The 25,768-nt window shown below is 22.0% G+C and carries 20 protein-coding genes and 4 tRNA genes; 8 read left to right on the top strand and 16 right to left on the bottom strand.

All coding sequences use genetic code 11. From position 1 onward, the window contains the following. Positions 1–10 precede the first annotated feature (10 nt). Positions 11–751: an ATP-binding protein gene (locus LDP12_RS00185; protein ID WP_265226313.1), complete on the bottom strand. Its 741-nt coding sequence runs from the start codon at positions 749–751 to the stop codon at positions 11–13. A 57-nt stretch (positions 752–808) separates the two neighbouring features. Beyond that, positions 809–1,408 carry a 16S rRNA (guanine(966)-N(2))-methyltransferase RsmD gene (gene rsmD / locus LDP12_RS00180; RefSeq protein WP_414734425.1) on the bottom strand — a complete coding sequence of 200 codons (600 nt, stop codon included), beginning with the start codon at positions 1,406–1,408 and terminating at the stop codon, positions 809–811. Positions 1,409–1,467: 59 nt separating this feature from the next. Between rsmD and ftsY the strand changes: the two genes are divergently transcribed. The 3 genes from ftsY to metE all read left to right on the top strand — a co-directional run bounded on the left by ftsY (position 1,468) and on the right by metE (position 5,963). After that, positions 1,468–2,604 (top strand): signal recognition particle-docking protein FtsY, encoded by a 1,137-nt coding sequence (ftsY, locus tag LDP12_RS00175; protein WP_265226307.1) that lies wholly within the window; start codon positions 1,468–1,470, stop codon positions 2,602–2,604. A 128-nt stretch (positions 2,605–2,732) separates the two neighbouring features. Continuing rightward, positions 2,733–3,605, top strand: coding sequence for an RNA polymerase sigma factor RpoH (rpoH, locus tag LDP12_RS00170; protein WP_265226301.1), 873 nt, complete (start codon positions 2,733–2,735; stop codon positions 3,603–3,605). A gap of 84 nt (positions 3,606–3,689) precedes the next feature. Further along, on the top strand, positions 3,690–5,963 hold the full coding sequence (metE, locus tag LDP12_RS00165) for a 5-methyltetrahydropteroyltriglutamate--homocysteine S-methyltransferase (RefSeq protein ID WP_265226299.1): 2,274 nt from the start codon (positions 3,690–3,692) through the stop codon (positions 5,961–5,963). Between the two features lie 206 nt (positions 5,964–6,169). On the opposite strand, the gene purH is transcribed toward metE, so the two are convergent. The 14 genes from purH to LDP12_RS00095 form a co-directional block, all read right to left on the bottom strand. After that, the gene (gene purH / locus LDP12_RS00160; RefSeq protein WP_265226298.1) at positions 6,170–7,735 is read right to left on the bottom strand and encodes a bifunctional phosphoribosylaminoimidazolecarboxamide formyltransferase/IMP cyclohydrolase; all 1,566 of its coding nucleotides are present in this window, start codon (positions 7,733–7,735) and stop codon (positions 6,170–6,172) included. A 179-nt stretch (positions 7,736–7,914) separates the two neighbouring features. Then, positions 7,915–8,187: an HU family DNA-binding protein gene (locus LDP12_RS00155; RefSeq protein WP_265226296.1), complete on the bottom strand. Its 273-nt coding sequence runs from the start codon at positions 8,185–8,187 to the stop codon at positions 7,915–7,917. Positions 8,188–8,341: 154 nt separating this feature from the next. Continuing rightward, the gene (rpoC, locus tag LDP12_RS00150) at positions 8,342–12,574 is read right to left on the bottom strand and encodes a DNA-directed RNA polymerase subunit beta' (protein ID WP_265226292.1); all 4,233 of its coding nucleotides are present in this window, start codon (positions 12,572–12,574) and stop codon (positions 8,342–8,344) included. A gap of 70 nt (positions 12,575–12,644) precedes the next feature. Beyond that, the gene (gene rpoB / locus LDP12_RS00145; RefSeq protein ID WP_265226291.1) at positions 12,645–16,667 is read right to left on the bottom strand and encodes a DNA-directed RNA polymerase subunit beta; all 4,023 of its coding nucleotides are present in this window, start codon (positions 16,665–16,667) and stop codon (positions 12,645–12,647) included. 163 nt (positions 16,668–16,830) lie between these two features. Further along, entirely contained in the window at positions 16,831–17,193 is a 363-nt protein-coding gene (rplL, locus tag LDP12_RS00140; protein ID WP_265226290.1) for a 50S ribosomal protein L7/L12, read from the bottom strand. A 29-nt stretch (positions 17,194–17,222) separates the two neighbouring features. Beyond that, positions 17,223–17,720, bottom strand: a complete 498-nt coding sequence (rplJ, locus tag LDP12_RS00135; protein WP_265226289.1) for a 50S ribosomal protein L10 — start codon at positions 17,718–17,720, stop codon at positions 17,223–17,225. A 220-nt stretch (positions 17,721–17,940) separates the two neighbouring features. Next, positions 17,941–18,618, bottom strand: coding sequence for a 50S ribosomal protein L1 (gene rplA / locus LDP12_RS00130; protein ID WP_265226288.1), 678 nt, complete (start codon positions 18,616–18,618; stop codon positions 17,941–17,943). Between the two features lie 5 nt (positions 18,619–18,623). Next, complete coding sequence (rplK, locus tag LDP12_RS00125; protein ID WP_265226282.1) at positions 18,624–19,058, bottom strand: 50S ribosomal protein L11; 435 nt, start codon at positions 19,056–19,058, stop codon at positions 18,624–18,626. 25 nt (positions 19,059–19,083) lie between these two features. Continuing rightward, on the bottom strand, positions 19,084–19,626 hold the full coding sequence (nusG, locus tag LDP12_RS00120; protein ID WP_265226550.1) for a transcription termination/antitermination protein NusG: 543 nt from the start codon (positions 19,624–19,626) through the stop codon (positions 19,084–19,086). Between the two features lie 26 nt (positions 19,627–19,652). Beyond that, on the bottom strand, positions 19,653–20,033 hold the full coding sequence (gene secE, locus LDP12_RS00115) for a preprotein translocase subunit SecE (RefSeq protein WP_265226281.1): 381 nt from the start codon (positions 20,031–20,033) through the stop codon (positions 19,653–19,655). Between the two features lie 53 nt (positions 20,034–20,086). Then, positions 20,087–20,160, bottom strand: a tRNA-Thr gene (locus LDP12_RS00110). A 47-nt stretch (positions 20,161–20,207) separates the two neighbouring features. After that, positions 20,208–20,279, bottom strand: a tRNA-Gly gene (locus tag LDP12_RS00105). A gap of 13 nt (positions 20,280–20,292) precedes the next feature. Continuing rightward, positions 20,293–20,374, bottom strand: a tRNA-Tyr gene (locus LDP12_RS00100). Positions 20,375–20,414: 40 nt separating this feature from the next. Then, positions 20,415–20,487, bottom strand: a tRNA-Thr gene (locus LDP12_RS00095). A 420-nt stretch (positions 20,488–20,907) separates the two neighbouring features. Between LDP12_RS00095 and metF the strand changes: the two genes are divergently transcribed. The 5 genes from metF to secB all read left to right on the top strand — a co-directional run bounded on the left by metF (position 20,908) and on the right by secB (position 25,703). Further along, positions 20,908–21,780 (top strand): methylenetetrahydrofolate reductase [NAD(P)H], encoded by an 873-nt coding sequence (metF, locus tag LDP12_RS00090; RefSeq protein ID WP_265226279.1) that lies wholly within the window; start codon positions 20,908–20,910, stop codon positions 21,778–21,780. 178 nt (positions 21,781–21,958) lie between these two features. Further along, positions 21,959–23,155, top strand: coding sequence for an argininosuccinate synthase (locus LDP12_RS00085; protein ID WP_265226277.1), 1,197 nt, complete (start codon positions 21,959–21,961; stop codon positions 23,153–23,155). 44 nt (positions 23,156–23,199) lie between these two features. Next, positions 23,200–24,588 carry an argininosuccinate lyase gene (gene argH, locus LDP12_RS00080; protein WP_265226276.1) on the top strand — a complete coding sequence of 463 codons (1,389 nt, stop codon included), beginning with the start codon at positions 23,200–23,202 and terminating at the stop codon, positions 24,586–24,588. A gap of 147 nt (positions 24,589–24,735) precedes the next feature. Beyond that, positions 24,736–25,167: a rhodanese-like domain-containing protein gene (locus tag LDP12_RS00075; protein WP_265226270.1), complete on the top strand. Its 432-nt coding sequence runs from the start codon at positions 24,736–24,738 to the stop codon at positions 25,165–25,167. A gap of 77 nt (positions 25,168–25,244) precedes the next feature. Beyond that, a complete protein-coding gene (gene secB / locus LDP12_RS00070; RefSeq protein ID WP_265226269.1) occupies positions 25,245–25,703 on the top strand; it encodes a protein-export chaperone SecB in 459 nt (152 codons plus the stop codon). The last annotated feature ends 65 nt before the right edge of the window (positions 25,704–25,768 follow it).

Here is a 25,768-nt window from a genome sequence, read left to right as displayed (position 1 = left end):
TTTAAATTATTTATATATCGTTAATATTCACAAAAGGACGATAACTATCCCAATTAAAATTTAAACATAAAAGTTTTCCTAATTTCATTCGATCAATAATTCTTTCTCCTAATAATATATTTAAATTATTAAAGTTTAAATTTGATAACATTCCAGTAGATTTTTTTGATGCTGAACGACGATCAATAATTTGATGAAGAATTATTTTTTCATAATTTGATTCTTTTTGAATACCGATTTCATCTATTATTAATAAATCTACTTCACTAGATTTTTTAAGAAAAAACTCTTCTGTGTATTTATTGTTTAAATTAAATGTTTTTTTAATTTTAGACATTAAATCTGCTATTGTAATAATTAATATACTTTTTCCATTTAAAATTAAATAATTTCCAATTGCAGCTGCTAAATGATTTTTCCCGGTTCCTGGTTTTCCAGAAAAAATAAAATTAGAAAATTGAGTATTAAAATTTTTTACATATTTTTTAGAAGCATTTAATACTTTTTCTTGTCCGATATGAAATGTTTTATAATTTTCAAATGAACAATTTATATATAATTTTTTAATTCCAGAATTTTTAAAAATTTTTTTCATTTTTCTAGCTTTATTTTTTCTTAAAATAGATTTAGAAGATAATAATCCTTCTTTTTTATTCCAATTTAATAAATCTTGTTCATTTTTAAATTTAGGTTTAATATGAAATGGAACAATTGATTGAATTTTTTTAAGTAATTTGATATATTTTTGCATATATTAAAATCCTTATTTTGTATAAAATATATAATTTAAATTAAAAAAATTTATTTATTATTTTTTATAATAAATTTTATATTCTATTTTCTTTGTTTGTTTTTTTTTTTTTAATATCCAATTATTAGGAATTTTAATATTTTCTTGAGATATATTTTTTTCTATATAAATAATAGTATTTTTTTTAGTCCATTTTTTGTTTTCTAATAAAAATATAGTTTTATTAAGTAAATTATTTTTATAATATGGCGGATCAAGAAATATTATGTCATATGGTGTACTTTTTTTTTTCAACCAATGAATAGTGTTTACACAAATAGATTTTATATTTTTAATTTTAAGTTTTTTTAAATTTTTTTTTATTGTATAAATATTTTGTATATCAATATCTAAAGAAGTTACAAATTTCGCATTTCTAGAAACTGCTTCTATTCCTAATATTCCACTTCCAGAAAAACAATCTAAGCATTTTGCATTTTGAATATAATTATTTAACCAATTAAATAAAGTTTCTCTAATAAAATTTTTTGTAGGTCTTAAATTCTTTGAATGTTTGAGGGATATTTTTTGTTTTTTAAAAATTCCACTAATTACATGTAAAGTATTTTTTCTAAATTTTTTTTTTTTATAATTTTCATAAAACTTTATATTATGTATTAATATACTTTGATAAAATAAATTATATTATATAAAAAAAATTTATAAAAGGTATATTTATGTCTAAAAATAAAAAAAATATATTTACATCTTTAATAAATAAATTAAATTTTTTTAAAAAAAAAGAAAATTCAGAAGATTTAGAAAATGTAAAAAAAATAAATAAAAAAAAACATTTAAATCAAAATAAATTATCTTTAAATAAAAAGAATTTAAAAAAAACAAATGTTAAATCTATTACTTCTCAAAAACCAAAAAAAGTTCAAAGTAATTTATTATTTTTTTTAAAAAAAAAATTTACTAATATAAGAAAAAGTGTTTTTTCAGTAATTAAAAATTTTTTTTCAGACAATAAATTAAATAAAAAGTTTTTAAAAAAATTAGAAGATCAATTAATTTCTTTTGATATTAATATTCATACCACGAAAAAAATTATAGATCAATCTATTAAAGATTTAGAAAAAAAAGATTTGAAAAATATTTCTATTATTTATAAAAAAATTTTTTTTAATATGAATGAAATTTTAAAAAAAAGTGAATTATCTTCTTTCTCTAACAGAATATCATCAAATTTAAAATATCCTAATGTTATATTATTTGTAGGTGTTAATGGATCAGGTAAAACAACTACAATTGCAAAATTATCAAAATTATATAAAGATCAAAACAAAACAGTTTTAGTGGCTGCTGCAGATACTTTTAGAGATGCTGCAATAGATCAATTAGATATTTTATGTAAACAAAATAAAATAGATATGGTTTCTAAAAGATATGGTTCTGATCCTGCTTCTGTTGTATATGAAGCATTTCAAAAAGCTGTTTTAAAAAAATTTGATATACTAATGATTGATACAGCTGGTAGATTTCATACTAAAATTAATTTAATGAATGAATTAAAAAAAATTGTAAATGTGATTCATAAATTAAATCAAAATACATCAATAGATATTTTTCTAACTATTGATTCTTGTACAGGTCAAAATTCTTTAGTACAAACTGAATTTTTTCATAAATTTCTTAAAATTACTGGAATAATTTTAACAAAATTTGATAGTACTTCTAAAGGAGGAATTATTTTTTCTATAGCAGATCAATTTTATATTCCTGTCAGATATATTACTACAGGAGAATCAATGAAAGACATCTGTATTTTTAATAATTTTGATTTTATTAATTCTTTATTTAAATCTAAATAAATATTAAATATGTTATATTAAAAAAATCTGTTTAAAATTTATTTATAATAACTTTTTTATAAATAAGTATTTAAATGTATTTTTTATAAAATAATTTTAAAGTAAATTTATTCAATATAGGCGTTAAAATGTTTAATAAAATAAAATTTTCATCAAAAAAATCTTTGAATTTTTTAAATATTTATATGAAAAATATTCATAATTGTTCAATATTATCTGCAAATGATGAAAAAAAATTAGCTAATAGATTATTTTATAAAAATGATTTAAAAGCTGCAAAAATATTAATTTTGTCACATTTACGTTTTGTAATTAGAATTGCAAGAAACTATTCTGGATATGGATTACCTCAATCTGATTTAATTCAAGAAGGAAATATTGGGTTAATGAAATCTGTTAAGAAATTTAATCCAAATTTAGGAGTAAGATTAGTTTCTTTTGCTATATATTGGATTAAATCTGAAATTCATGAATATGTTTTAAAAAATTGGAGAATTGTAAAAATTGCTACAACTAAATCTCAAAGAAAGTTATTTTTTAATTTAAGAAAAAAGAAAAAAAAAATAGGTTGGTTTAACAAAAAAGAAATATTAAATGTTGCAAAAGAATTTGGAGTAAAAAATAAAGATGTAATAGAGATGGAATCTAGAATGTCAGCTAAAGATGTTCTTTTAAATAATTTTTCAGAAGAAAATAATACTACTTTAGAACATAAAAATAATATATATTCAATACCATATTTAAAAGATCAATTATCAGATTTTACACAAGTTATTGAAAAAGATAATTGGAAAAAATACACTATTAATAAATTAAATATTGCATTATCATATTTAGATGAACGTAGTCGTAATATTATATATTCACGTTGGTTAGATCATAAAAATAAAAAAAATACTTTAAAAAATATTGCTAAAAATTATGGTATATCTGCAGAAAGAGTAAGACAATTAGAAAAAAATGCCATAAAAAAATTACGTTTATCTATTAATGAAAAATAATTTTTAAATAAATTAAAATTTTGTAATTTCAATTTTTAAAAAAATTTACGAAATATAATAAAATATTTATAAGAGATAACATTTATGACTATATTAAATCATATATTAGGATTTCCAAGAATTGGATTTAAAAGAGAATTAAAAATAGCTCAAGAAATGTATTGGTCTAAAAAAATATCTAAAAGTAAATTAAAAGAAATTGGAAAAAAAATAAGAATTAAAAATTTAAAAAAACAAAAAGAAATGGGTTTAGATTTTTTATCTGTTGGAGATTTTGCATGGTATGATCATGTTTTATCTACAAGTATGATGTTAGGAAATATTCCAAAAAGATTTATAAATTCTAATAATAAAATTGATATTGATACATTATTTTATATAGCTCGTGGAGTTTCTACTGATAAAAAATCTACTAATCCTTCTGAAATGACTAAATGGTTTAATACTAATTATCATTATATTGTTCCTGAATTTAGTAAAGATAGTGTATTTAATTTTTCTTGGAAACAATTATTAAAAGAAATAGATGAGGCTTTATTAATAGGTAAAAATGTTAAGCCGATTATTTTAGGTCCAATGTCTTATCTTTGGTTAGGAAAAACTTACGAATTAAATTTTAATCGATTTGATTTATTAGATAAAATTTTAGATGTATATAAAAATATTTTTTCTTGTTTAGAAAAAAAAGGTATTAAATGGATTCAAATAGATGAACCAATTTTATCTTTAGATCTTTCTTCTGAATACAAAAAAAATTTTATATATAGTTATAATTATTTAAAATGTAATATAAATATATTATTAACAACATATTTTGGAAATATTTCTCATAATTTAGATATTATACAAAAAATTCCTATACAAGGAATTCATTTAGATTTAATTTCTGGAAAGTATAATTTTGCAGATTTAAAGAAAAATTTTTCTAAAGATTTAATAATATCTTTAGGAGTAATAAATGGTAAAAATATATGGAAAACAGATTTAATAAAATATTATTTTTTAATAAAAAAAATTTTAAAATACAGGGATAATATTTGGATTGGATCCTCTTGTTCTTTAATTCATGTTCCTGTAGATATTCAACAAGAAAAAAAAATTAAAACAGAACTAAAAACATTGTTTTCTTTTGCTGTACAAAAATGTTATGAATTATACTTATTAAGTAGCGCTTTAAATAAAAATAAAATAGACTTGCTTGAATCATGGGTTTTACCGTTATTATCATATAATCAAATTATTAAAAATAATACAAATAATAACTTAAAAGATAAAATTTTATCTTTAAAAAAAAAAGATTATCAAAGAAAAAATTCCTACAAAATTCGTTATAAAAAACAAAAAAAAAAATTAAACTTACCTATTTTACCTATTACCACAATTGGTTCATTTCCACAAACACAAGATTTAAGAAAATTAAGATCAAATTTTAGAAATAAATTAATTAATAAAAAAGAATATAAAAAGAAAATTTTTAAAATTATAAAATATAATATTCTTCAACAAGAAAAATTAAATATAGATGTTTTAGTTCATGGAGAACCAGAACGTAATGATATGGTTGAATATTTTGGAGAAAATTTAGAAGGATTTTTATTTACAGAATATGGATGGGTTCAAAGTTATGGTTCAAGATGTGTAAAACCTCCTATAATATATTCTGATATATCACGTTCAAAACCAATTACTTTAGATTGGATTAAATATGCACAATCTTTAACAAAAAAACCTGTCAAAGGTATGTTAACTGGTCCTGTAACAATTTTATTATGGTCTTTTCCAAGAGAAGATATTTCTTATAAAATAATTGCTACACAAATTGCTTTAGCTTTAAAAGATGAAATATATGATTTAGAAAAAAATGGAATTAATATCATTCAAATTGATGAACCTGCTTTAAGAGAAGGTTTACCATTAAAAAATATTGATAAACAGAAATATCTTTCTTGGGCGATAAATTCTTTTAAATTAAGTGTTTCTAGTGTAAAAGATAGTACTCAAATTCACACTCATATGTGTTATTGTGAGTTTAATGATATTATACAATCTATATCTGATTTAGATGCTGATGTTATTACTATTGAAACTGCTCGTTCTAATATGGAAATTTTAGATTGTTTTAAAAATTTTAAATATCCAAATAGCGTTGGTCCTGGATTTTATGATATTCATTCTCCTAATATACCTCAAAAAAATAATATTATAAAATTAATAAAAAAATCTATGAAAATAATTTCTATTAATAAATTATGGATTAATCCTGATTGTGGATTAAAAACAAGAACTTGGACAGAAGTAAATAATGCTTTAAAAAATTTAGTATCAGCAACTAAAAAAATACGTTCTAATATATCATAAATTTAAAAAGAAATTTTAGCAAAAATCTTATTTGCTAAAATTTCTATTTTTTTAATGAATAAATTTTATACTGAACTTTGTTTGTTTTATATTTTTAATATATTCAATACAAATTTTATCTGAATATAATTTCTTATATTTATTTTTTTTTTTGAATATATTTATTTAATTTAAAGTTATTATATATAAAATATATTAGTTTATATTTAATGTTTAAAATGTCTAATATTTGTAAATATCATAGATATATTATTTTTATCAGCTAATTTTATAATTTCTTGATCTTTAATTGATCCACCAGGCTGAATAATACATGATATATTTTTTGTTTTAGCTTCTAAAATGTTATCTGAGAAAGTTAAAAATGCGTCTGAAGCTAAAGTAATATTTTGTAATTTTTTATAATTTTTGTTTATTTTAGAATTTGCATTTTTAATTGCAAAAATTCTACTAGTTTGACCACTTCCGATTGCAATAGTAGAATTTTTATAAACATATATAATAGAGTTTGATTTAGAAAATTTAGCTATTTTCCATCCAAAAATTGCATTTTTTATTTCTGATTTATTAGGAATTTTTTGAGTTTTGATTTTCCATTTTTTAATATTAAATTCGTCATAATCTTTTTCTTGAATTAAAAATTTATTATTAATAGATCGTATTTCAAAATTTTTAAAAAAATTAATTTCTTGATTATTTGTTGTTAATATTCTTAAATTTTTTTTAGAATTTAAAATATTTAATGTATTTTTAGAAAAATTTGGAGCAATTATAATTTCTACAAATTGATTTTTCAAAATTAATTTTATAGTTTTAGAATGAACTTTTTTATTAAACGCGATTATTCCTCCAAATGCAGAAATTGGATCACATGAATATGCATAAGAATATGCTTTTAAAATATTTTTTTTTGTAGAAGCTCCACATGGTGTACCATGTTTTATGATTACACATGATGGTTTTGTAAATTGAGACACGCATTCTAAAGCAATGTTAGCATCTAAAATATTATTATAAGATAATTTTTTTCCTTGAATTTTTTCTAAAATATTTTTATTTTGATTAAATATATTTTGTTTGTAATATATTGCTGCTTTTTGATGTTTATTTTCTCCATAAATTAATTTTTTTTCTTTTTTTAAAATTAAATTAATTGTTTTAGGAAGTGATATATTTTTTTGTTCTTTGTTATATTTAATAGTGTATTTTTTTTTAAAAAATTTATATATGTTATATTCATAATTATAAGAATATTTAAAAGCTTTCATAGCTAATTTTAGTCTTTCTTTAGAAGAAAACTTTTTTTTTTTATTTTTAAATTTTTCTATTATTAAATCATAATCTTTAATATCAATTATAACTATAACTTTTTTATAATTTTTTGCAGCTGCTCTAATTAATGATGGTCCACCAATATCTATATATTTTTTAAAATTTTTAAAATTTTTTTTTTTACAAGTAGAAATCATTTTTTCAAACGGATAAAAATTACATATAACAAAATCTATAGAGAAATTATTATTTAAATTATTTAAAATTCCTGAATATATGATTGGATGTAATGTTTTAACTTGACCATTTAAGATTTCCTCAAATTTTGTATAATGAGAAATTTTTTTACAAGGGATATTACTTTGAATTAAAGTTTTTCTAGTTCCTGAAGTAGATAAAATTTTTATTTTATTTTTATTAAATACTTTAGATAATTTAATAATTTTAGATTTATTAAATACACTAATCAATGCTTTTTTTTGATTTTTTTTATTTATCATATTTATTTTTAAAATTTTAAAAAAAAAATTATAGAATAATAGAAAAATTTTTTTAAAGATATTATTTATATTAAATTTTAAAAATTTAGTATATAATAATTCTATTATAATTAGTTAATTAGTAGGGGATTTATTAATTCCCTACTAATTTTATTAATATATATTTTAGTATACAAAATTTATTTAACTGCTTTTTTTAATGTCTTTCCAGAAATAAATGAAGGAATTTTTGTTGCTAATATCTGAATTTCTTTTCCAGTTTTTGGATTTCTTCCTGTTCTTGCTGATCTTTTATTAATTTTAAATGTTCCAAATCCAACTAATTGTACATTTTCTTCTTTTTTAAGAGAATTAGTGATTTCAGATAATATATTATCTAATATAGTTTTCGTTTTAATTTTAGAAATTAAAGATTTTTTTGCAACAATATCTATTAATTGTGATTTATTCATTTTTTAATCCTTAGTAATAAATAATATTTATAAAAAAAATTTATTATACTTTGTTGTATTATTTATAATAAAAAATTTTAAGAAATATATTAAAAAAAAATAATTTAGATTGATATATTTTAATAATTTTTATAATTTTACTTTTTTAAATTTTTTAAAGATTATGAGAATTTAATAATTCTGATAAATTTGCAGACGCTTCTTCTACACTAATTTTTTTGTTTATTCTATTTGTATTTTTTATATTATTTCTAGTACGATATATATAATCATGAAATAATCTATTTTGATGATATTCATAACCAGTACCAGCAGGAATTAATCTACCTACAATAACATTTTCTTTTAATCCTCTTAATTCGTCTATTTTACCTGCTACAGCTGATTCTGTAAGTACTCTTGTAGTTTCTTGAAATGATGCAGCTGAAATAAAAGATTCGGTAGCTAAAGATGCTTTAGTAATACCTAATAAATCTCGATTATATGTAATAATTTTTTTTTGTTTCTTTTTTAAGCTTTTATTAGTCATTCTAATTTTAAAATATTCTATTTGTTCTCCATCTAAAAATTCTGAATCACCATGATCAATAATCGTTGCTTTTCTTAACATTTGTCTAATAATTACTTCAATATGTTTATCATTAATTTTAACTCCTTGTAATCTATATACTTCTTGAACTTCATTAACTATATATCGTGTTACAGATTGTACTCCACGAAGTCTTAAAATATCATGAGAAGACTCTGGACCATCAGAAATGATATCACCTTTTTCTACACGTTCACCCTCAAAAACATTTAATTGTCTCCATTTGGGTATCATTTCTTCATAGGTATTTTTTTTATTTATAGAATTAATAATTAATCTTCTTTTTCCTTTTGTTTCTTTTCCAAAAGATATAATTCCATCTTTTTCAGCTAATATTGCTAATTCTTTTGGTTTTCTTGCTTCAAATAAATCTGCTACTCGAGGTAATCCTCCTGTAATATCTTTTGTACTTACAGATTCTTGTGGAACTCGTGCTAATGTATCTCCAGATTTAATTTGTATTCCATCATTTAATTGAACTATAGTTTTTCCAGGTAAAAAATATTGTGCAGGCATAGTAGTTCCAGGAATAAAAACATCCGTTCCATCAGCATGAATAATTTTTAAAGAAGGTCGTAATTCTTTTCCTAAAGTATTTCTTTCTGCTACATCTAAAATAATTATAGATGATAATCCAGTTAATTCATCTGTTTGTCTAATTATACTTTGTCCATCTAACATATCTATAAATTTTAAATATCCATTTACTTCGGTTATTACTGGAATAGTATGTGGATCCCACACTGCTACAATTTCTCTAGAATGTACTTTTTCTCCATTACGTTTTTCTAAAATAGCACCATAAGGAATTTTATAACTTTCTTTAGTTCGACCTATGGAATCAATTATGTTTAGTTCTACATTTCGTGCAGTAATAATTGTTTTTCCTAATGAATTAATAACTGACTTTGAATTACTTAATTTAATAATTCCATCATTTTTAATTTGTATATTAGATTCTGTAGCAATTCTTGAAGCAGCTCCTCCAATATGAAAAGTTCTCATAGTTAATTGAGTTCCTGGTTCACCAATAGATTGTGCAGCAATTACTCCTATTGCTTCTCCTTTATTAACTAATTTTCCTCTTGCTAAATCACGTCCATAACAATATGCGCATACTCCAAAATTTGTTTCACAATGTACTACTGAACGTACTTCGATATTATCAATAGAATTAATTTCTAAAATATCACAATATTTTTCATTTAATAAAGTATTTTTTTTAATTAATATTTTGTTAGAGTTATTTTCAAAAATATTATTTAATGTTACTCTTCCTAAAACTCTATCTCTTAATGGTTCTTTTATATTTCCTCCTTCAATTCTAGAGGTCATTAGAATTCCATTTTTAGTTTGACAATCATTTTCTGTAACTACAAGATCTTGAGCTACATCGACCAATCTTCGTGTTAAATAACCAGAATTTGCAGTTTTTAAAGCTGTATCAGCTAAACCTTTTCTTGCTCCATGTGTAGAAATAAAATATTGTAAAACATTTAATCCTTCTCTAAAATTTGCTGTAATAGGAGTTTCTATAATGGAACCATCTGGTTTAGCCATTAATCCTCTCATTCCAGCTAATTGTCTTATTTGAGCTGCTGATCCTCTAGCTCCAGAATCTGCCATAATAAAAATATTATTAAATGAACTTTGTTTAGTCAATTTTCCTTTTTTTGTTTTAACATATGTTGTGGATAAATTTTTCATCATAGCTTGAGATACTTTTTCATTAGCTGTAGACCAAATATCTATTACTTTATTATATCTCTCTCCAGCAGTAACTAATCCTGATTGAAATTGTTCTTGTATTTCTAAAACTTCTAATTTAGCTTCTTTAATGATGTTTGTTTTTTGTTTAGGTATTTCTATATCATCCATACCTACTGATGATCCAGATTTTGCAGCATATTCAAATCCAGTATACATTATTTGATCTGCAAAAATTACTGTTTTTTCAATTCCTAAAATTCTATAACATGTATTAATCATTTGAGAAATTGTGTTTTTTTTTAGAGTTCTATTTACTAAAGAAAATGATAAACCTTTAGGAACAATATTCCATAATATAGATCTCCCGATAGTAGTCTTAATTATTTTTGAATATTTTTTTTTAATTTTTTTATCTTTTTTTTTATATTCTGTTATTCGAACTTTAATAATAGAATGAAGATCTACTAATCCTAATTGATAGATTTTTTCAGCTTCTTTCGGTCCAGAAAGAAGCATATTTTCCCCTTTTCCATTAATTTTTTTTCTTGTCATGTAATACAACCCAAGTACTACATCTTGAGAGGGTACAATAATTGGTTCACCATTAGCTGGTGAAAGAATATTATTTGTAGACATCATCAAATTTTTAGCTTCATTTTGTGCTTCTATAGTAAGTGGTATATGTACAGCCATTTGATCTCCATCAAAATCTGCATTATATGCTGCACATACTAATGGGTGTAATTGAATTGCTTTTCCTTCAACAAGTATTGGTTTAAATGCTTGTATACCTAATCTATGTAAAGTAGGAGCTCTATTCAATAATACAGGATGTTTTTGAATAACTTCATCTAAAATATCCCATACTATAGGATCTTCTCGTTCAACCATTTTTTTAGCAGATTTAATTGTATTTGCTAAATTTTTACGTTCTAATTTACCATATATAAATGGTTTAAATAATTCTAAAGCCATTTTTTTAGGTAGTCCACATTGATTTAATTTTAGATATGGACCTACTGTAATTACTGATCTTCCTGAATAATCTACTCTTTTTCCAAGAAGATTTTGACGAAATCTTCCTTGTTTACCTTTAATCATATCAGCTAATGATTTTAATGGTCTTTTATTAGAACCAATAATTGCTCTTCCTCTTCTTCCGTTATCTAAAAGAGCATCTACAGATTCTTGTAGCATTCTTTTTTCATTTCTTACTATAATATCTGGAGCAGATAATTCTAGTAATCGTTTTAGACGATTATTACGATTAATCACTCTTCTATATAAATCATTTAAATCAGATGTAGCAAATCTTCCTCCATCTAATGGTACTAAAGGTCTTAAATCTGGTGGAAGAATAGGTAAAACAGTTAAAATCATCCATTCTGGTTTGTTTCGTGAATTTATAAATGATTCAATTAATTTAACTCTTTTTGTTGTTTTTTTTTTTTTGGTTTCTGAATTTGTTTTATGTAATTCTTTTTTGAGTTTTTTATATTCTTTTTTTAAATTAATATTTTTTAAGAGAGTTTGTATAGCTTCAGCACCCATTTCTGCTTTAAAATCATCTCCAAATTCTTCTATTGCTTCAGCATTTTGTTCTTCTGAAAAAATAGTTCCAATTTTTAAATTAGTCATACCACTATTTGTTACTACATAAGATTCAAAATATAATACACGTTCAATATCTCTTAACGGCATATCTAAAAGTAATCCAATTCTTGATGGTAAAGATTTTAAAAACCAAATATGTGCAATAGGAGATGCTAACTCTATATGTCCCATTCGATCTCTTCTAACTTTACTTTGAGTTACTTCTACTCCACATTTTTCACATACAACTCCTCTATGTTTTAATCTTTTATATTTTCCACATAAACATTCGTAATCTTTTACTGGACCAAAAATTCTAGCACAAAATAATCCATCTCTTTCAGGTTTAAATGTTCTATAATTAATTGTTTCTGGTTTTTTAATTTCTCCATGTGACCAAGATCTAATAACTTCAGGAGAAGATAATGAAATTTGTATTGCATTGAAGTTTTTAATATAGCTTTTAGATTTGATAAATTTAAATAGTTCTTTCAAAAATTTTTTCCCTATATTTATAAGTATTATTTTAATAATTTTATAATTTTAAATATCAAAAATATTTTATTTAATTTTTTAAAGAAATGTTAATACCTAATGAACGAATTTCTTTTAAAAGTACGTTAAAAGATTCAGGCATTCCAGGTTCCATAGTATGTTTACCATCTACAATATTTTTATACATTTTAGTTCTTCCACTAACATCATCAGATTTTACAGTAAGCATTTCTTGTAATGTGTAAGATGCTCCATAAGCTTCTAAAGCCCATACTTCCATTTCTCCAAATCTTTGACCTCCAAATTGTGCTTTTCCTCCTAATGGTTGTTGTGTGACTAGACTATATGATCCTGTAGATCTTGCATGCATTTTATCATCTACTAAATGATTTAATTTTAAAATATACATATATCCTACTGTAACTGATTTTTCAAATTTTTCTCCTGTACGACCATCAAATAAAGAAATTTGACCTGAATCAGGAAGATCTGCAAGTAATAAAAATTCTTTTATATCTTTTTCTTTAGCTCCATCAAATACTGGAGTTGACACAGGAATTCCTTTTTTATAGTTTTGTGCTAAACATAAAATGTCTTCATTAGAAAAATTTTCTAAATTAACTTTTTGACGTTTATTGTTACCTATATTAAATATTTTTTGCATAAAATTTTTAATTTTTGAAACTTTTTTATATTCATTTATAAGTTTTTTGATTTTTTCTCCAATTCCTCTAGCGGCCATACCTAAATGTGTTTCTAATATTTGTCCAATATTCATTCTAGAAGGAACTCCTAATGGATTTAAAACAATATCTATTGGCACTCCATTTGAATCATATGGCATATCTTCTACTGGATTAATTTTAGATATAACTCCTTTATTTCCATGTCTTCCAGCCATTTTATCACCTGTTTGTAAATATCTTTTAACAGCTAAATAAACTTTTACTATTTTTAAAATTCCAGGTGAAAGATCATCTCCTTTTTTAATTTTTTTCTTTTTATCTTTTATTTTTTTATGAAATTTTTTTATAAGAAATTTATGTTGTTTTTGTAATTTTTTTAATTTAATTTGAGATTTTTTATTTTTTATTTTAATTAAAAATAGTTTTTCTAATGATTTATTTTTAAAATTTTCATATAATATATTTTCTTTAATTAAAATAGATTTTACTTGTCTAAATAAATCTATTTCGAACATTTTTTGTTCTTCTAGTAAATCTTTTTCAATTTGTTTAATTTGCATTTCTTCAATTTCAAGAGTTCTTTTATCTTTTTTGATTCCATCTCGTGTAAAAATTTGAACATCAATTACTGTTCCAAAAACTCCATTAGGAGCTCTTAAAGAAGTATCTTTAACATCAGAAGCTTTTTCTCCAAAAATGGCTCTAAGTAATTTTTCTTCTGGAGTGAGTTGAGTTTCTCCTTTAGGTGTTACTTTTCCTACTAATATATCTCCTCCACGTACTTCTGCACCAATATAAACGATTCCTGATTCATCTAATTTTGATAATGCAGATTCTCCTATATTTGGTATATCTGAAGTAATTTCCTCTACACCTAATTTTGTATCTCTAGAAATACATGATAGTTCTTGAATATGAATACTTGTAAATCTATCTTCTATGACAACTTTTTCAGAAATTAATATGGAATCTTCAAAATTATAACCATTCCATGGCATAAAAGCGACTCTCATGTTTTGTCCTAAAGCTAATTCACCTAAATCAGTAGCTGGACCATCGCTTAAAACATCTCCTTTTTCAACTTTATCATTTAAAGAAACACAAGGAGTTTGATTAATACATGTATTTTGATTAGAACGTTTATATTTAATTAAGTTATAGATATCAATTCCAGCTTGGTTTTTTTTGATTTCATTTTTATTTACTTTAATTACTATTCTAGATGCATCAATATAATTTATTATACCTCCTCTTTTAGCAATTATTGTTACTCCAGAATCTATTGCTACTGATCTTTCCATTCCTGTACCTACTAAAGGTTTTTCTGATTTCAGTACTGGAACAGCTTGTCTTTGCATGTTTGCTCCCATTAGTGCACGATTTGCATCATCATGTTCTAAAAACGGAATTAAAGATGCACCTACAGATACCATTTGTTGATTTGACACATCCATATAATCTATTTGTTTTTTTTTAAATAATCTAGATTCATTTTTATATCTACATGTTATTAGTTTATCTATAATTTTTTTTTTTAAATTTAGATTAGTATTTGATTGTGCAATAACAAAGTTTCCTTCTTCAATTGCAGATAAATATTCTATTTTATCTGTAACATATCCATTAGATACTTTTCTATAAGGAGTTTCTAAAAATCCATATTTATTAGTACGCGCATATACTGATAAAGAATTAATTAATCCAATATTTGGTCCTTCTGGAGTTTCAATTGGACATACTCTTCCATAATGTGTAGGATGTACATCTCTGACTTCAAATCCAGCTCTTTCACGTGTTAAACCACCAATTCCAAGAGCAGAAATTCTTCTTTTATGAGTAATTTCTGAAAGAGGATTGTTTTGATCCATAAATTGTGATAATTGACTAGATCCAAAAAATTCTTTTACAGCTGCTGAAATAGGTTTAGCGTTAATCATATCTTGAGGCATTAAAATATCTACATCTCCAATAGATAATCTTTCTTTAACAGCTCTTTCTACTCTGATTAATCCAATTCTAAATTGATTTTCTACCATTTCTCCTACAGAACGAACTCTTCTATTACCTAAATGATCGATATCATCAATTTCTCCTTTTCCATTTCTAATATTAATTAATTTTTGAATTACATCAATAATATCTTTTTTATTAAGAATTTTTTTTCCATGAATTTTTTTTCTAAAAACTGATCTATTGAATTTCATTCTTCCTACAGAAGATAAATCATATTTTTCTTTTGAAAAAAATAAGGATTCAAATAAGTTTTCAGAAGTTTCTTTTGTTGGTGGTTCTCCTGGTCTAAGCATTTTATAAATTTCAAATAAAGCACTAAATTTATCTGTAGTAAGATCAATTTTTAATGTTTCAGAAATATATGGACCATGATCTAAATCATTTGTAAATATTGTTTTTATTGAATTAATATTAGATTTTTGTATATTTTTTATAATTTCTAAAGTAAATTTTGAATTAGCAGAAATAATTAAATTTTTATCTTGATCAAAGTAATCTTGAGAAGATATTTTTCCGATTAGGTATTCAATTGGAACGTTAATAGAATTTATATTATTTTTTTTTAATTTTCGTATATGTTTTGCAGTTACTCTTTGATTTTTTTTTAAATATATTACATTATTTTTTTTTATATCAAATGAAATTGTTTCACCTCTTAATCTTTCTGGAATTAATTTCATTTTTAATAGTTTATTTTTAAATTTAAAAATATTTTTTTTGAAAAACATTTTTAAGATTTCTTGAACACTATATCCTAAAGCTTTTAATAAAATTGTCACTGGAAATTTTCTTCTTCGATCAATTCTAACAAATAAATGATCTTTTGAATCAAATTCGAAATCTAACCATGATCCTCTATAAGGAATAATTCTTGCATTATAAAGTATTTTTCCTGATGAATGTGTTTTTCCTTTATCGCTGTCAAAAAATACACCTGGACTTCTATGTAATTGAGATACTACTACACGTTCAGTTCCATTAATAATAAAAGTTCCATTTTTAGTCATAATAGGGATTTCTCCCATGTATACTTCTTGTTCTTTAATATCTTTTATTTTTTTATTTAATGTATCTTTTTCATATATTATTAAACGTAAAGTAACTTTTAACGGAACTGCATATGTTGTTCCTCTAATATGACATTCCATCATATTAAAGCTTTTTTTTCCTAATCTATATTTAACGTATTGAATTTCAGCATTTTCATTATAACTTTTTATAGGAAATACTGATTTTAAAGCTGATTCTATTCCATGTGCTTGATTTTTTTTATAATTAATAAATTTTTTAAATGAATTAATTTGAATTGATAATAAATAAGGAATATTTAAGACTTGAGGTTGTTGTCCAAAATCTTTTCTAATTCTTTTTTTTTCTGTATAAGAATAAACCATTTAATTTCTCTACTTAATAAAGTTTTGTTGAAAATAAATTTGTAAAAAAAATATTTTTGAAAAATTTTAAATAAATTTAAAATTTTTATATTATAAATTTTTATGCTGGTGAATAATTTCACCAGCTGAATTTAATTTTTTACTAAACTAGAAAATTTCTTTATTATTTAATTTCAATTTCAGCTCCAGCAGTTTCTAAAGTTTTTTTTAAAGATTCCGCTTCTTCTTTATTAACTTTTTCTTTTAATAATACTGGAGCTGATTCTACTAAATCTTTTGCTTCTTTTAAACCTAAACTAGTTAAACTTCTAACAGCACGTATTACAGAAACTTTATTCTTTCCTATAGATTTAATATGAACGTTAAATTCTGATTTTTCTTCTACTTTTTTAATTTCTGGAGTATTATTTACTGGTATAATAGAAGATACATCAAATTTTTTCTCCATAGATTTAATTAAATCCATAATTTCCATTACGGACATTTTTGATACTGTTTTTAATATTTCTTTTTGACTAATTGACATTTTTTTTCCTAGTATAAATAAAATTTATTCTAATTTTTTTCTTTTTGTATTTTAATTGATGTTAAAATACGTATAAATTTTCCAATTGCTGCTTCTTTTAAAATGAAAATCAGTTTTTGTATAGATTCTTTATATGTAGGTATTGAAGCTAATTTTTCTATATTTTTTGGATCAATAAATTTTCCTTCGAATGAAGCTCCTTTGATTTTAAAAGTTTTATTTTCTTTAGAAAATAAATATAATAATTTTGCTGCACTTCCAGGATGTTCTATTGAATGAGCAATTAAAGTAAAATTTTTTAATGTTTTTTGTAAACATTGAAAAGGTGTATTTTCAATTGCTCGTTTTAATAAAGTATTTTTTACAACATTTATTTTTACTCCATTTTGTCTAGCTTGTTTACGTAATATATTGATTTGATTTACATTAATTTGAGTTGAATTTGCTACTACTGCAGATAATGATTTTTTTGATATTTTTTTAATTTTTTGAATAATTGTTTTTTTTTTTTGAAGATTGACTGACATTTTTACTCCTAGATTTTTTTTTAGAAATCCTTTATAATTATTATAATAAGAAATTTTTATAAATATTTTAAAAATTTTTTATAAAATTTAGAAGTTTTATTTATGTTTTATTAAAATGACATCTCAAAAAAAAAAATAAAAAACCTAATTTCTTACTAAAATATATAAAATTAATTAAGAAACTAGGGTATATAAGATTTAAAAAAAAGATTTAATAATTTTATTCTAAAAAATTTTTTTCTAGTTCAATAGATCGTCCCATCGTAGTCGTTAAAAATATTTTTTTTATATATATTCCTTTAGATTTAGAAGGTTTGTTTTTTTTTAAAGAATTAATAAGATGTATTAAATTTTCTTTAATTTGAATTTCAGAAAAACTTGTTTTTCCTATAGAAGTATGTATAATTCCATTTTTATCATTTTTATATCTTATTTGTCCATTTTTGATTTTTTGAACTATTTCAAAAATGTTTGATGTAATAGTTCCTAATTTATAACTTGGCATAAGTCCTTTTGGACCTAGAATTGATCCTAATAAACTTACTATTTTCATAGATTCAGGTGTTGCTACAGTCACATCGAATTTAATTTTATTTTTTTTTATTTTTTGTGATAAATCTTCCATACCAATATATTCAGCTCCAGCTTTTTTTGCATTTTCTGCTTGTTTTCCATGAGCGAATACTGCTACTTGAATTTTTTTTCCTGTTCCATGTGGTAGTGTTGTAGAACCTCTAACGTTTTGATCAGTTTTTTTAGCATTAATTCCTAACATGATTGCTACGTCAAAACTTTCAATAAATTTTCTTTTAGAGTTTTTTTTTAAATTTAAAATAGCATTTTCTATTTTTTGTATATTAATTTGATTTTTATATATTTTAGAATTTTGATTTTTCATATTTTTTAAGAATTTTCTTCAATTTTTAAACCCATAGATTTAGCTGTTCCTATAATAGATTTACTAATTTTATCTAAGTTTGCACCAGTTGTATCTGGTTCTTTTATTTTAGCTATTTCTTCTATTTGAGATCTTTTAATTGTGCCAACAAAATCATTTTTAGGTTTTTGAGATCCAGTTTTAATCCCTGCGTATTTTTTTAATAGTATAGATGCTGGAGGTGTTTTTGTAATAAATGTAAATGTTTTATCAGAAAATACACTAATTAATACAGGTATAGGTAATCCTTTTTCTAATTTATTAGTTTCAGAATTAAATTTTTTACAAAAATCCATTATATTTAATCCTTTTTGACCTAATGCTGGTCCTACTGGTGGACTAGGATTAGCTTGACCTGCTGGAATTTGTAATTTTATATATGCTGTTATTTTTTTTGACATAAAGATTCTCTTTTTATTAATAGTTTTATGTATTTTTTTCTACTTGGTTGAAATCTAACTCTACTGGTGTAGATCTTCCAAATATAGATATTGAAACTTTTAATCTATTTTTATCATAATCAATTGTTTCTACAATTCCATTAAAATCTGAGAATGGACCACTATTGACTCGAATATTTTCTCCTGGTTCAAATAATGTTTTAGGTCTAGGTTTATTTCCAATTTGACGAAGTTTATTTTTTATTTTTTGAATTTCTTGATTGTTAATTGGAAATGGCTTATCTGGAGATCCTCCAATAAATCCAATTACTTTAGGTATACTTTTTATTAAATACCAACTAAAATCGTTTATAATCATTTGTATTAAAACATATCCTGGAAAAAATTTATATTCACTTTTTTTTCTTTTTCCTTTTTTAATTTCTATAACTTCTTCTGAAGGAATCATAATTTTTCCAAATATATTTTTAATATTTTTTTGTTTTATATGATCTTTTATAGATTGAACTACTTTGTTTTCGAATCCTGAATAAATTTGTATTGCATACCATTTTTTTTTTTTTGAGATTCAATTTTCATTGAATGACCTATATTTTATTTAACAGATGTGATTAAAGAGATAATATAAAATATTATGTTATCTAAACACCATAATATTATTGATATTAATGAACTAATTAAAATTATAATTAGTGTTGTATATAAAGTTTCTTTTTTTGTAGCCCAAGTAATGTTTTTTCTTTCATAATTAATTTCTTGAAAAATATTTTTTATATTAAAAAAATATTTATTAAAAATTGAAATAATTAATATTATACACATTAAGAAAATAAAGAAATTAATGTATTGATTGTTGTTAGATAAACAATAATATCTTTTTAAAAAGAAAGTGATAAAAATAATAGTCGTGATAATGAGAATATTGATTTTTTTTTTAAGAATGAAGTTGATTTTATTGAAAATATTAGATTTCATTAGAAATCCTAAAAAATAAAATTTTATAAATTTAAATTTATAAAATAATTTTATGCTGATACCCAGATTTGAACTGGGGATCTCACCCTTACCAAGGGTGTGCTTTAATCCACTAAGCCATACCAGCTATTTTATTTTATTTTGTTTTTTTTTAAAAAAATTATAATAGAATTGAGCGAACAGTGGGAATTGAACCCACATTATCAACTTGGAAGGTTGAGGTAATATCCTTTATACCATGCTCGCATATATTTTTTTATGGTGGGAGAAGGATTCGAACCTTCGAAGTCTAAGACGTCAGATTTACAGTCTGCTCCCTTTGGCCGCTCGGGAATCCCACCTTTTTAATAATTTTTGTATAAATTAAAATTTTTAATTTTATGCCGGCTACCGGAATCGAACTGGTGACCTACTGATTACAAGTCAGTTGCTCTACCTATTGAGCTAAGCCGGCAACTAAAAATTAATATAAATATTTAAAAAAAATAAAATTTTAATTAAATATTTTAAATTAATTCTATATTTTACTTTTTTTTTTTAAAAAAATCAAATACTTAAATATTTTTCTTTAAATAATTTAAGTATGTTTTCAGAAATTTAAATAATTTTTAAAGTGTTTTTATATAGTTAATTTTTAATATTTTAAATATATTAAATTTAATTACAATGTTATATAAAAAAAATTTTTTTATAATAATTTTTTTAAATTTTAATAATATTATTAATATTTTTATATTATGATAAAATATTTATATTAAATATTTTTATATATTTTAAGTTTTGTATATTTATAAATTTCTATAAAAAATTAATATAATTTTAAATTCTTTATGATGTATTATTTGAAATTATTAATTATTGTGAGAATAAATTAATGAACTTGTTAAATAAACATTTTATGAAAAATAAATATAAAAATTATTCATCAATTTTAAATAAAATTAATCTTTCTTTTGAATTTTTTCCACCTTCAAAACTAGATTTAAATCAATTATTTTGGTTTTCTATTAAAAAATTAAGTTCTTTGAATCCTATTTTTATGTCAGTGACTTATGGAGCTAATAATGGAAATAAAGATAATACATATAATTTCGTAAAAAAATTAAAAAGTTATACAAAAATAACTTCTATGCCTCATATGACTTGTGTTCATGAAAATAAATCACAATTAAAAAAAATTGCTGTAAAATATTGGAAAAATGGAATTAAACATATTTTAGCACTTCGTGGGGATTATCCTGATAAAAATACTAAAATAAAAATGTATGCTAAAGATTTAGTTATATTATTGAAAAAAATTGCTGATTTTAAAATATCTGTTGCAGCTTATCCTGAAATTCACCCAGAATCTAAAAGTTTACAAAGTGATTTAATGTATTTGAAAGATAAAATTGAATCTGGAGCTCATCAAGCTATTACTCAATTTTTTTTTGATATAGATAATTTTTTAAGATTTAGAGATAGATGTTTAGGTGTTGGTATTACAGCAAAAATTATACCTGGAATATTACCTATTAAGGATTTTAATCAAGTATATAAGTTTTGTTTACTTTCAAATATATATGTTCCAAATTGGATAAAAGATTTATATTTAAAATCAAATCAAAGTGTAAATGAGAAATATAAAATAGGATATCAGCTAGCAATTAATATGATACAATCTTTATACAAAGAAGGAGTTTATGATTTTCATTTATATACTTTAAATAAATCAGATTTTATATATTCTATTTGTAATAATTTATAGTTTTTAAATATAATAATTTTATTAAATAAATTATATTTCATATATCAAATTTTAATATATTAAAAAATTTCTACTTTAATATTGATTTTTTTTCAAATTATTATAAAAATATTTATTTAATAATATTTAAAGAAAATTTTTAAAAATCTTTTTATATAAAATTTTTGGAGACAAAGTTTTGAAAAAGAAAACAGTTGTTTTAGCATATTCTGGTGGTTTAGATACATCAGCAATTATTCCTTGGATTCAAGAAAATTATAATTTAGATATATTTGCTTTAGTAGTTAATATAGGACAATCTAAAGATGATTTATATGGTATTAAAGAAAAAGCTATAAAATCAGGAGCAATTGGATGTAAAATTGTTGATTTAAGAGAAAAATTTGTTAAAAACTATGTTTATCCGTTATTAAAAATAGGTTCTTTATATGAAGGAATGTATTTATTAGGTACTGCAATTGCAAGACCAATTATTGCTCAAGCTCAAGTAAATTTAGCTAAAGAAATTGGAGCTATTGCTGTGGCTCATGGTGCTACAGGAAAAGGTAATGATCAAGTAAGATTTGAAATGACTTATTCTACTTTAGCTCCTGAATTAAAAATAATTGCTCCATGGAGAAAATGGAATTTTAAATCTCGTGAGGATTTATTGCAATATTTATGTAAAAAAAATATTTCTACTACTGCTACTTTAAAAAAAATTTATAGTAGAGATGAAAATATTTTTCATATTTCTACAGAAGGAGGTATATTAGAAGATTTATGGAATCAAGCAGGAAAAGATTGTTGGGTATGGACAAATGATCCAGAAGATGCTCCAAATCAACCTGAATATATTTCTTTATATATAAAGAACGGTTGTGTAATCTCTATAAACAATACAATAAAAAATCCTATAGAATGTTTAGAACAATTAAATAAAATTGGTTCAATACATGGAATTGGGAGAGTAGATATAGTAGAAAATAGATTAGTTGGATTAAAATCTCGAGGTTGTTATGAAACTCCTGGTGGAACAATTATGTATCATGCAATTAGAGCAATTGAACAATTAGTTTTAGATAAAGATTCTATGAAATGGAGAGAAAAGTTAGCATTAGAGATGTCTCATATTATTTATGATGGTCGTTGGTTTACACCTTTAAGAAAATCTATTCAATCTTCTTCTAATTCTTTATCTAAAGTAGTAACTGGTGAAGTAGTTTTAAAATTATATAAAGGTGTTGTATCTGCAGTACAAAAAAAATCATTATATTCATTATATTCTAAATCTTATTCAACTTTTGGACAAGATTCTGTATATAAACAATCTGATGCTTCTGGATTTATTAATCTTTTTTCTTTATCTTCTAAGATTCGTGCTCTAAAAAAATAATTTTATACAACTAATCTTTTTAAAATTGTAATGGAAATATTAATATGGCGCTTTGGGGTGGAAGATTTTTAAAAAAATCTAATAGTTTTTTTAAAAATTTTAATAATTCTTTAAGAATTGATTATATTTTAGTTAAGCAAGATATACAAGCTTCTATCGCTTGGTCTAAAATTCTTTTAGAAAGTAATATTATTAAAGATTATGAACAAAAACAATTAGAAACAACTTTGAATTTGATTTTTCAAGAAATTAAACAAGATCCTAAAAAAATTTTATTAAGTGAAGCCGAAGATATACATTCTTGGGTAGAAGAAAAATTAATTTATCTTTTAGGAGATATTGGAAAAAAATTACATACTGGTAGAAGTCGAAATGATCAAGTTACAACTGATTTAAGATTATGGGTAAAAGAAAAAATTAATTCTTTAAAAAAGAATATTATTAGATTACAAGAATCTTTAGTAAATTTATCTGAAAATAATATTTCATCTATTTTTCCCGGATATACACATTTACAACAAGCTCAACCAATTATTTTTTCACATTGGTGTTTAGCTTATTTTGAAATGATACAAAGAGATTTTTCTAGATTAAATGATTGTTTTAAACGTGTAAATATTAGTCCTTTAGGTTCAGGCGCTTTATCTGGAACAGGTTGGAAAATTAATAGAAAAAAATTAGCTTCTTTGATGGGTTTTTCTAAAGTTACTAATAATAGTTTAGATAGTGTTTCTGACAGAGATTATGTAGTAGAATTATTATCTATTGCTTCTATAGGAATGATGCATTTATCTAGATTTTCAGAAGATTTAATTTTTTTTAATTCCGGAGAATGTAATTTTATTGAATTATCAGATGAAGTAACTTCAGGATCTTCTTTAATGCCTCAAAAAAAAAATCCAGATGCATTAGAATTAATTAGAGGAAAAACTGGAAATGTATATGGTTCTTTAGTAAATATTCTTGTTTTGTTAAAGGGATTACCATTAGCATATAATAAAGATATGCAAGAAGATAAAAAAAATTTATTTGATTCTTTAAAGGTTTGGGAATCTTGTTTAAATATGTCTAAAATAGTTTTATTAGGTTTAAAAGTAAATATTTCTAAATGTTATAAATCTGCTGAGAAAGGATATACAAATTCTACTGATTTAGCAGACTATTTAGTGTGTAAAGGAATGAGTTTTAGAGATTCACATCATTTATCTGGAAAAATAGTGTTATATGCCATTTCAAATAAAAAACTTTTATCTGAATTAGATTTATCTGAATTTAGAAAGTTTTCAAAATTATTTAGTAAAGATGTTTATAAATATATTAATTTAAATAATTGTTTAGAAAAAAAAATGTCTCGTGGTGGTACATCAAAAAAACAGATATTAAAAGCAATATCTAGATCTAAAAAACAAATTCTAAAAAATATTTCTATATAATTTTTAGTAATTTTTTAATAAAATGTATAAAATATTTTATTTAATAAAAAATTAATTTTTTTTAAGTAATTTATATAAATTATTTAATATTTTATAAAAATTTAAATAAAATATATATTGTTTAAAATAATTTTAATAGGATGTCAAATGAAAAATTTTTTATATTTTATACATAGTCATTTATTTCTTTTTTCTATATGGTTAGTATTGCTTTTTTCGATAATTTCTTCTATTACTCAAAAATTATTTTCAAAAGCAAAATTAATTGATATCAATCATGTTAAATTATTTATAAATAATAAGTCTTCAATTATTATTGATGTGCGTTCAAAAAAAAAATTTTTGAAAGGTTTTATTCCAAATTCTATAAATATTCCTTTAAAGAAAATTTATAGCTATAATTTAAATAAATTAAATTCTTTTAAAACTAAAAATATTGTTTTTGTGTCTGACAATAATATTTTTTTACAAGATTGTATAGATATTTTTTATAAAAATAATTTTAAAAATTTATTTATTTTAAAAGATGGATTAAAAAAATGGAATATAAAAACATTACCTTTAATATGTAGGAAATAATTTAATTTTAAAATATTTTTTAATATTAATTATTAATTATATCAATAAAAATATTAATAACTTATTAGAGGTTATTTATGTTAGAAGAAAAAATTAAAAAAGAATCAAAAATAAGAAAGTTTCATATTCAAAAAATCTATATTAAGGATGTTTCTTTTGAATCTCCATATGCACCAAAAATTTTTAAAAAAACATGGAATCCAAAAATTTCTTGTGATTTAAATACTATTTCTGATAAATTAGAAGAAAATTTATTTGAAGTAGTATTAAGAGTTACTGTAAAAGTAAATATTGAACGTAAATTAGTATTTTTATGTGAAGTAAATCAAGCTGGAATTTTTTATATTCAAGGAATTAAAAAAATAGAATTACCTCATTGTTTAAATGCATATTGTCCTAGTATTTTGTTTCCTTATGTAAGAGAAAATATTTCTAGTTTAACATCTAAAGGAGGTTTTCCTCAATTAAATTTAGAACCTGTTAATTTTGATTTAGCTTTTAGTAAAATTCAATCTAAAAATGATCTTAAAGATTAATGTTCAATATTATATTTATATTAAATTTTTTTTTTAAAATTTGAAATTATTCTGTTAACAATAAT

It is taken from the genome of Buchnera aphidicola (Chaitophorus viminalis) (genome assembly GCF_026122795.1).
GTDB classification, from domain to species: domain Bacteria; phylum Pseudomonadota; class Gammaproteobacteria; order Enterobacterales; family Enterobacteriaceae; genus Buchnera_J; species Buchnera_J aphidicola_BK.
The sequence above is the reverse complement of the archived record's forward strand: the minus strand, read 5'-3'. Positions and strand labels throughout refer to the sequence as shown.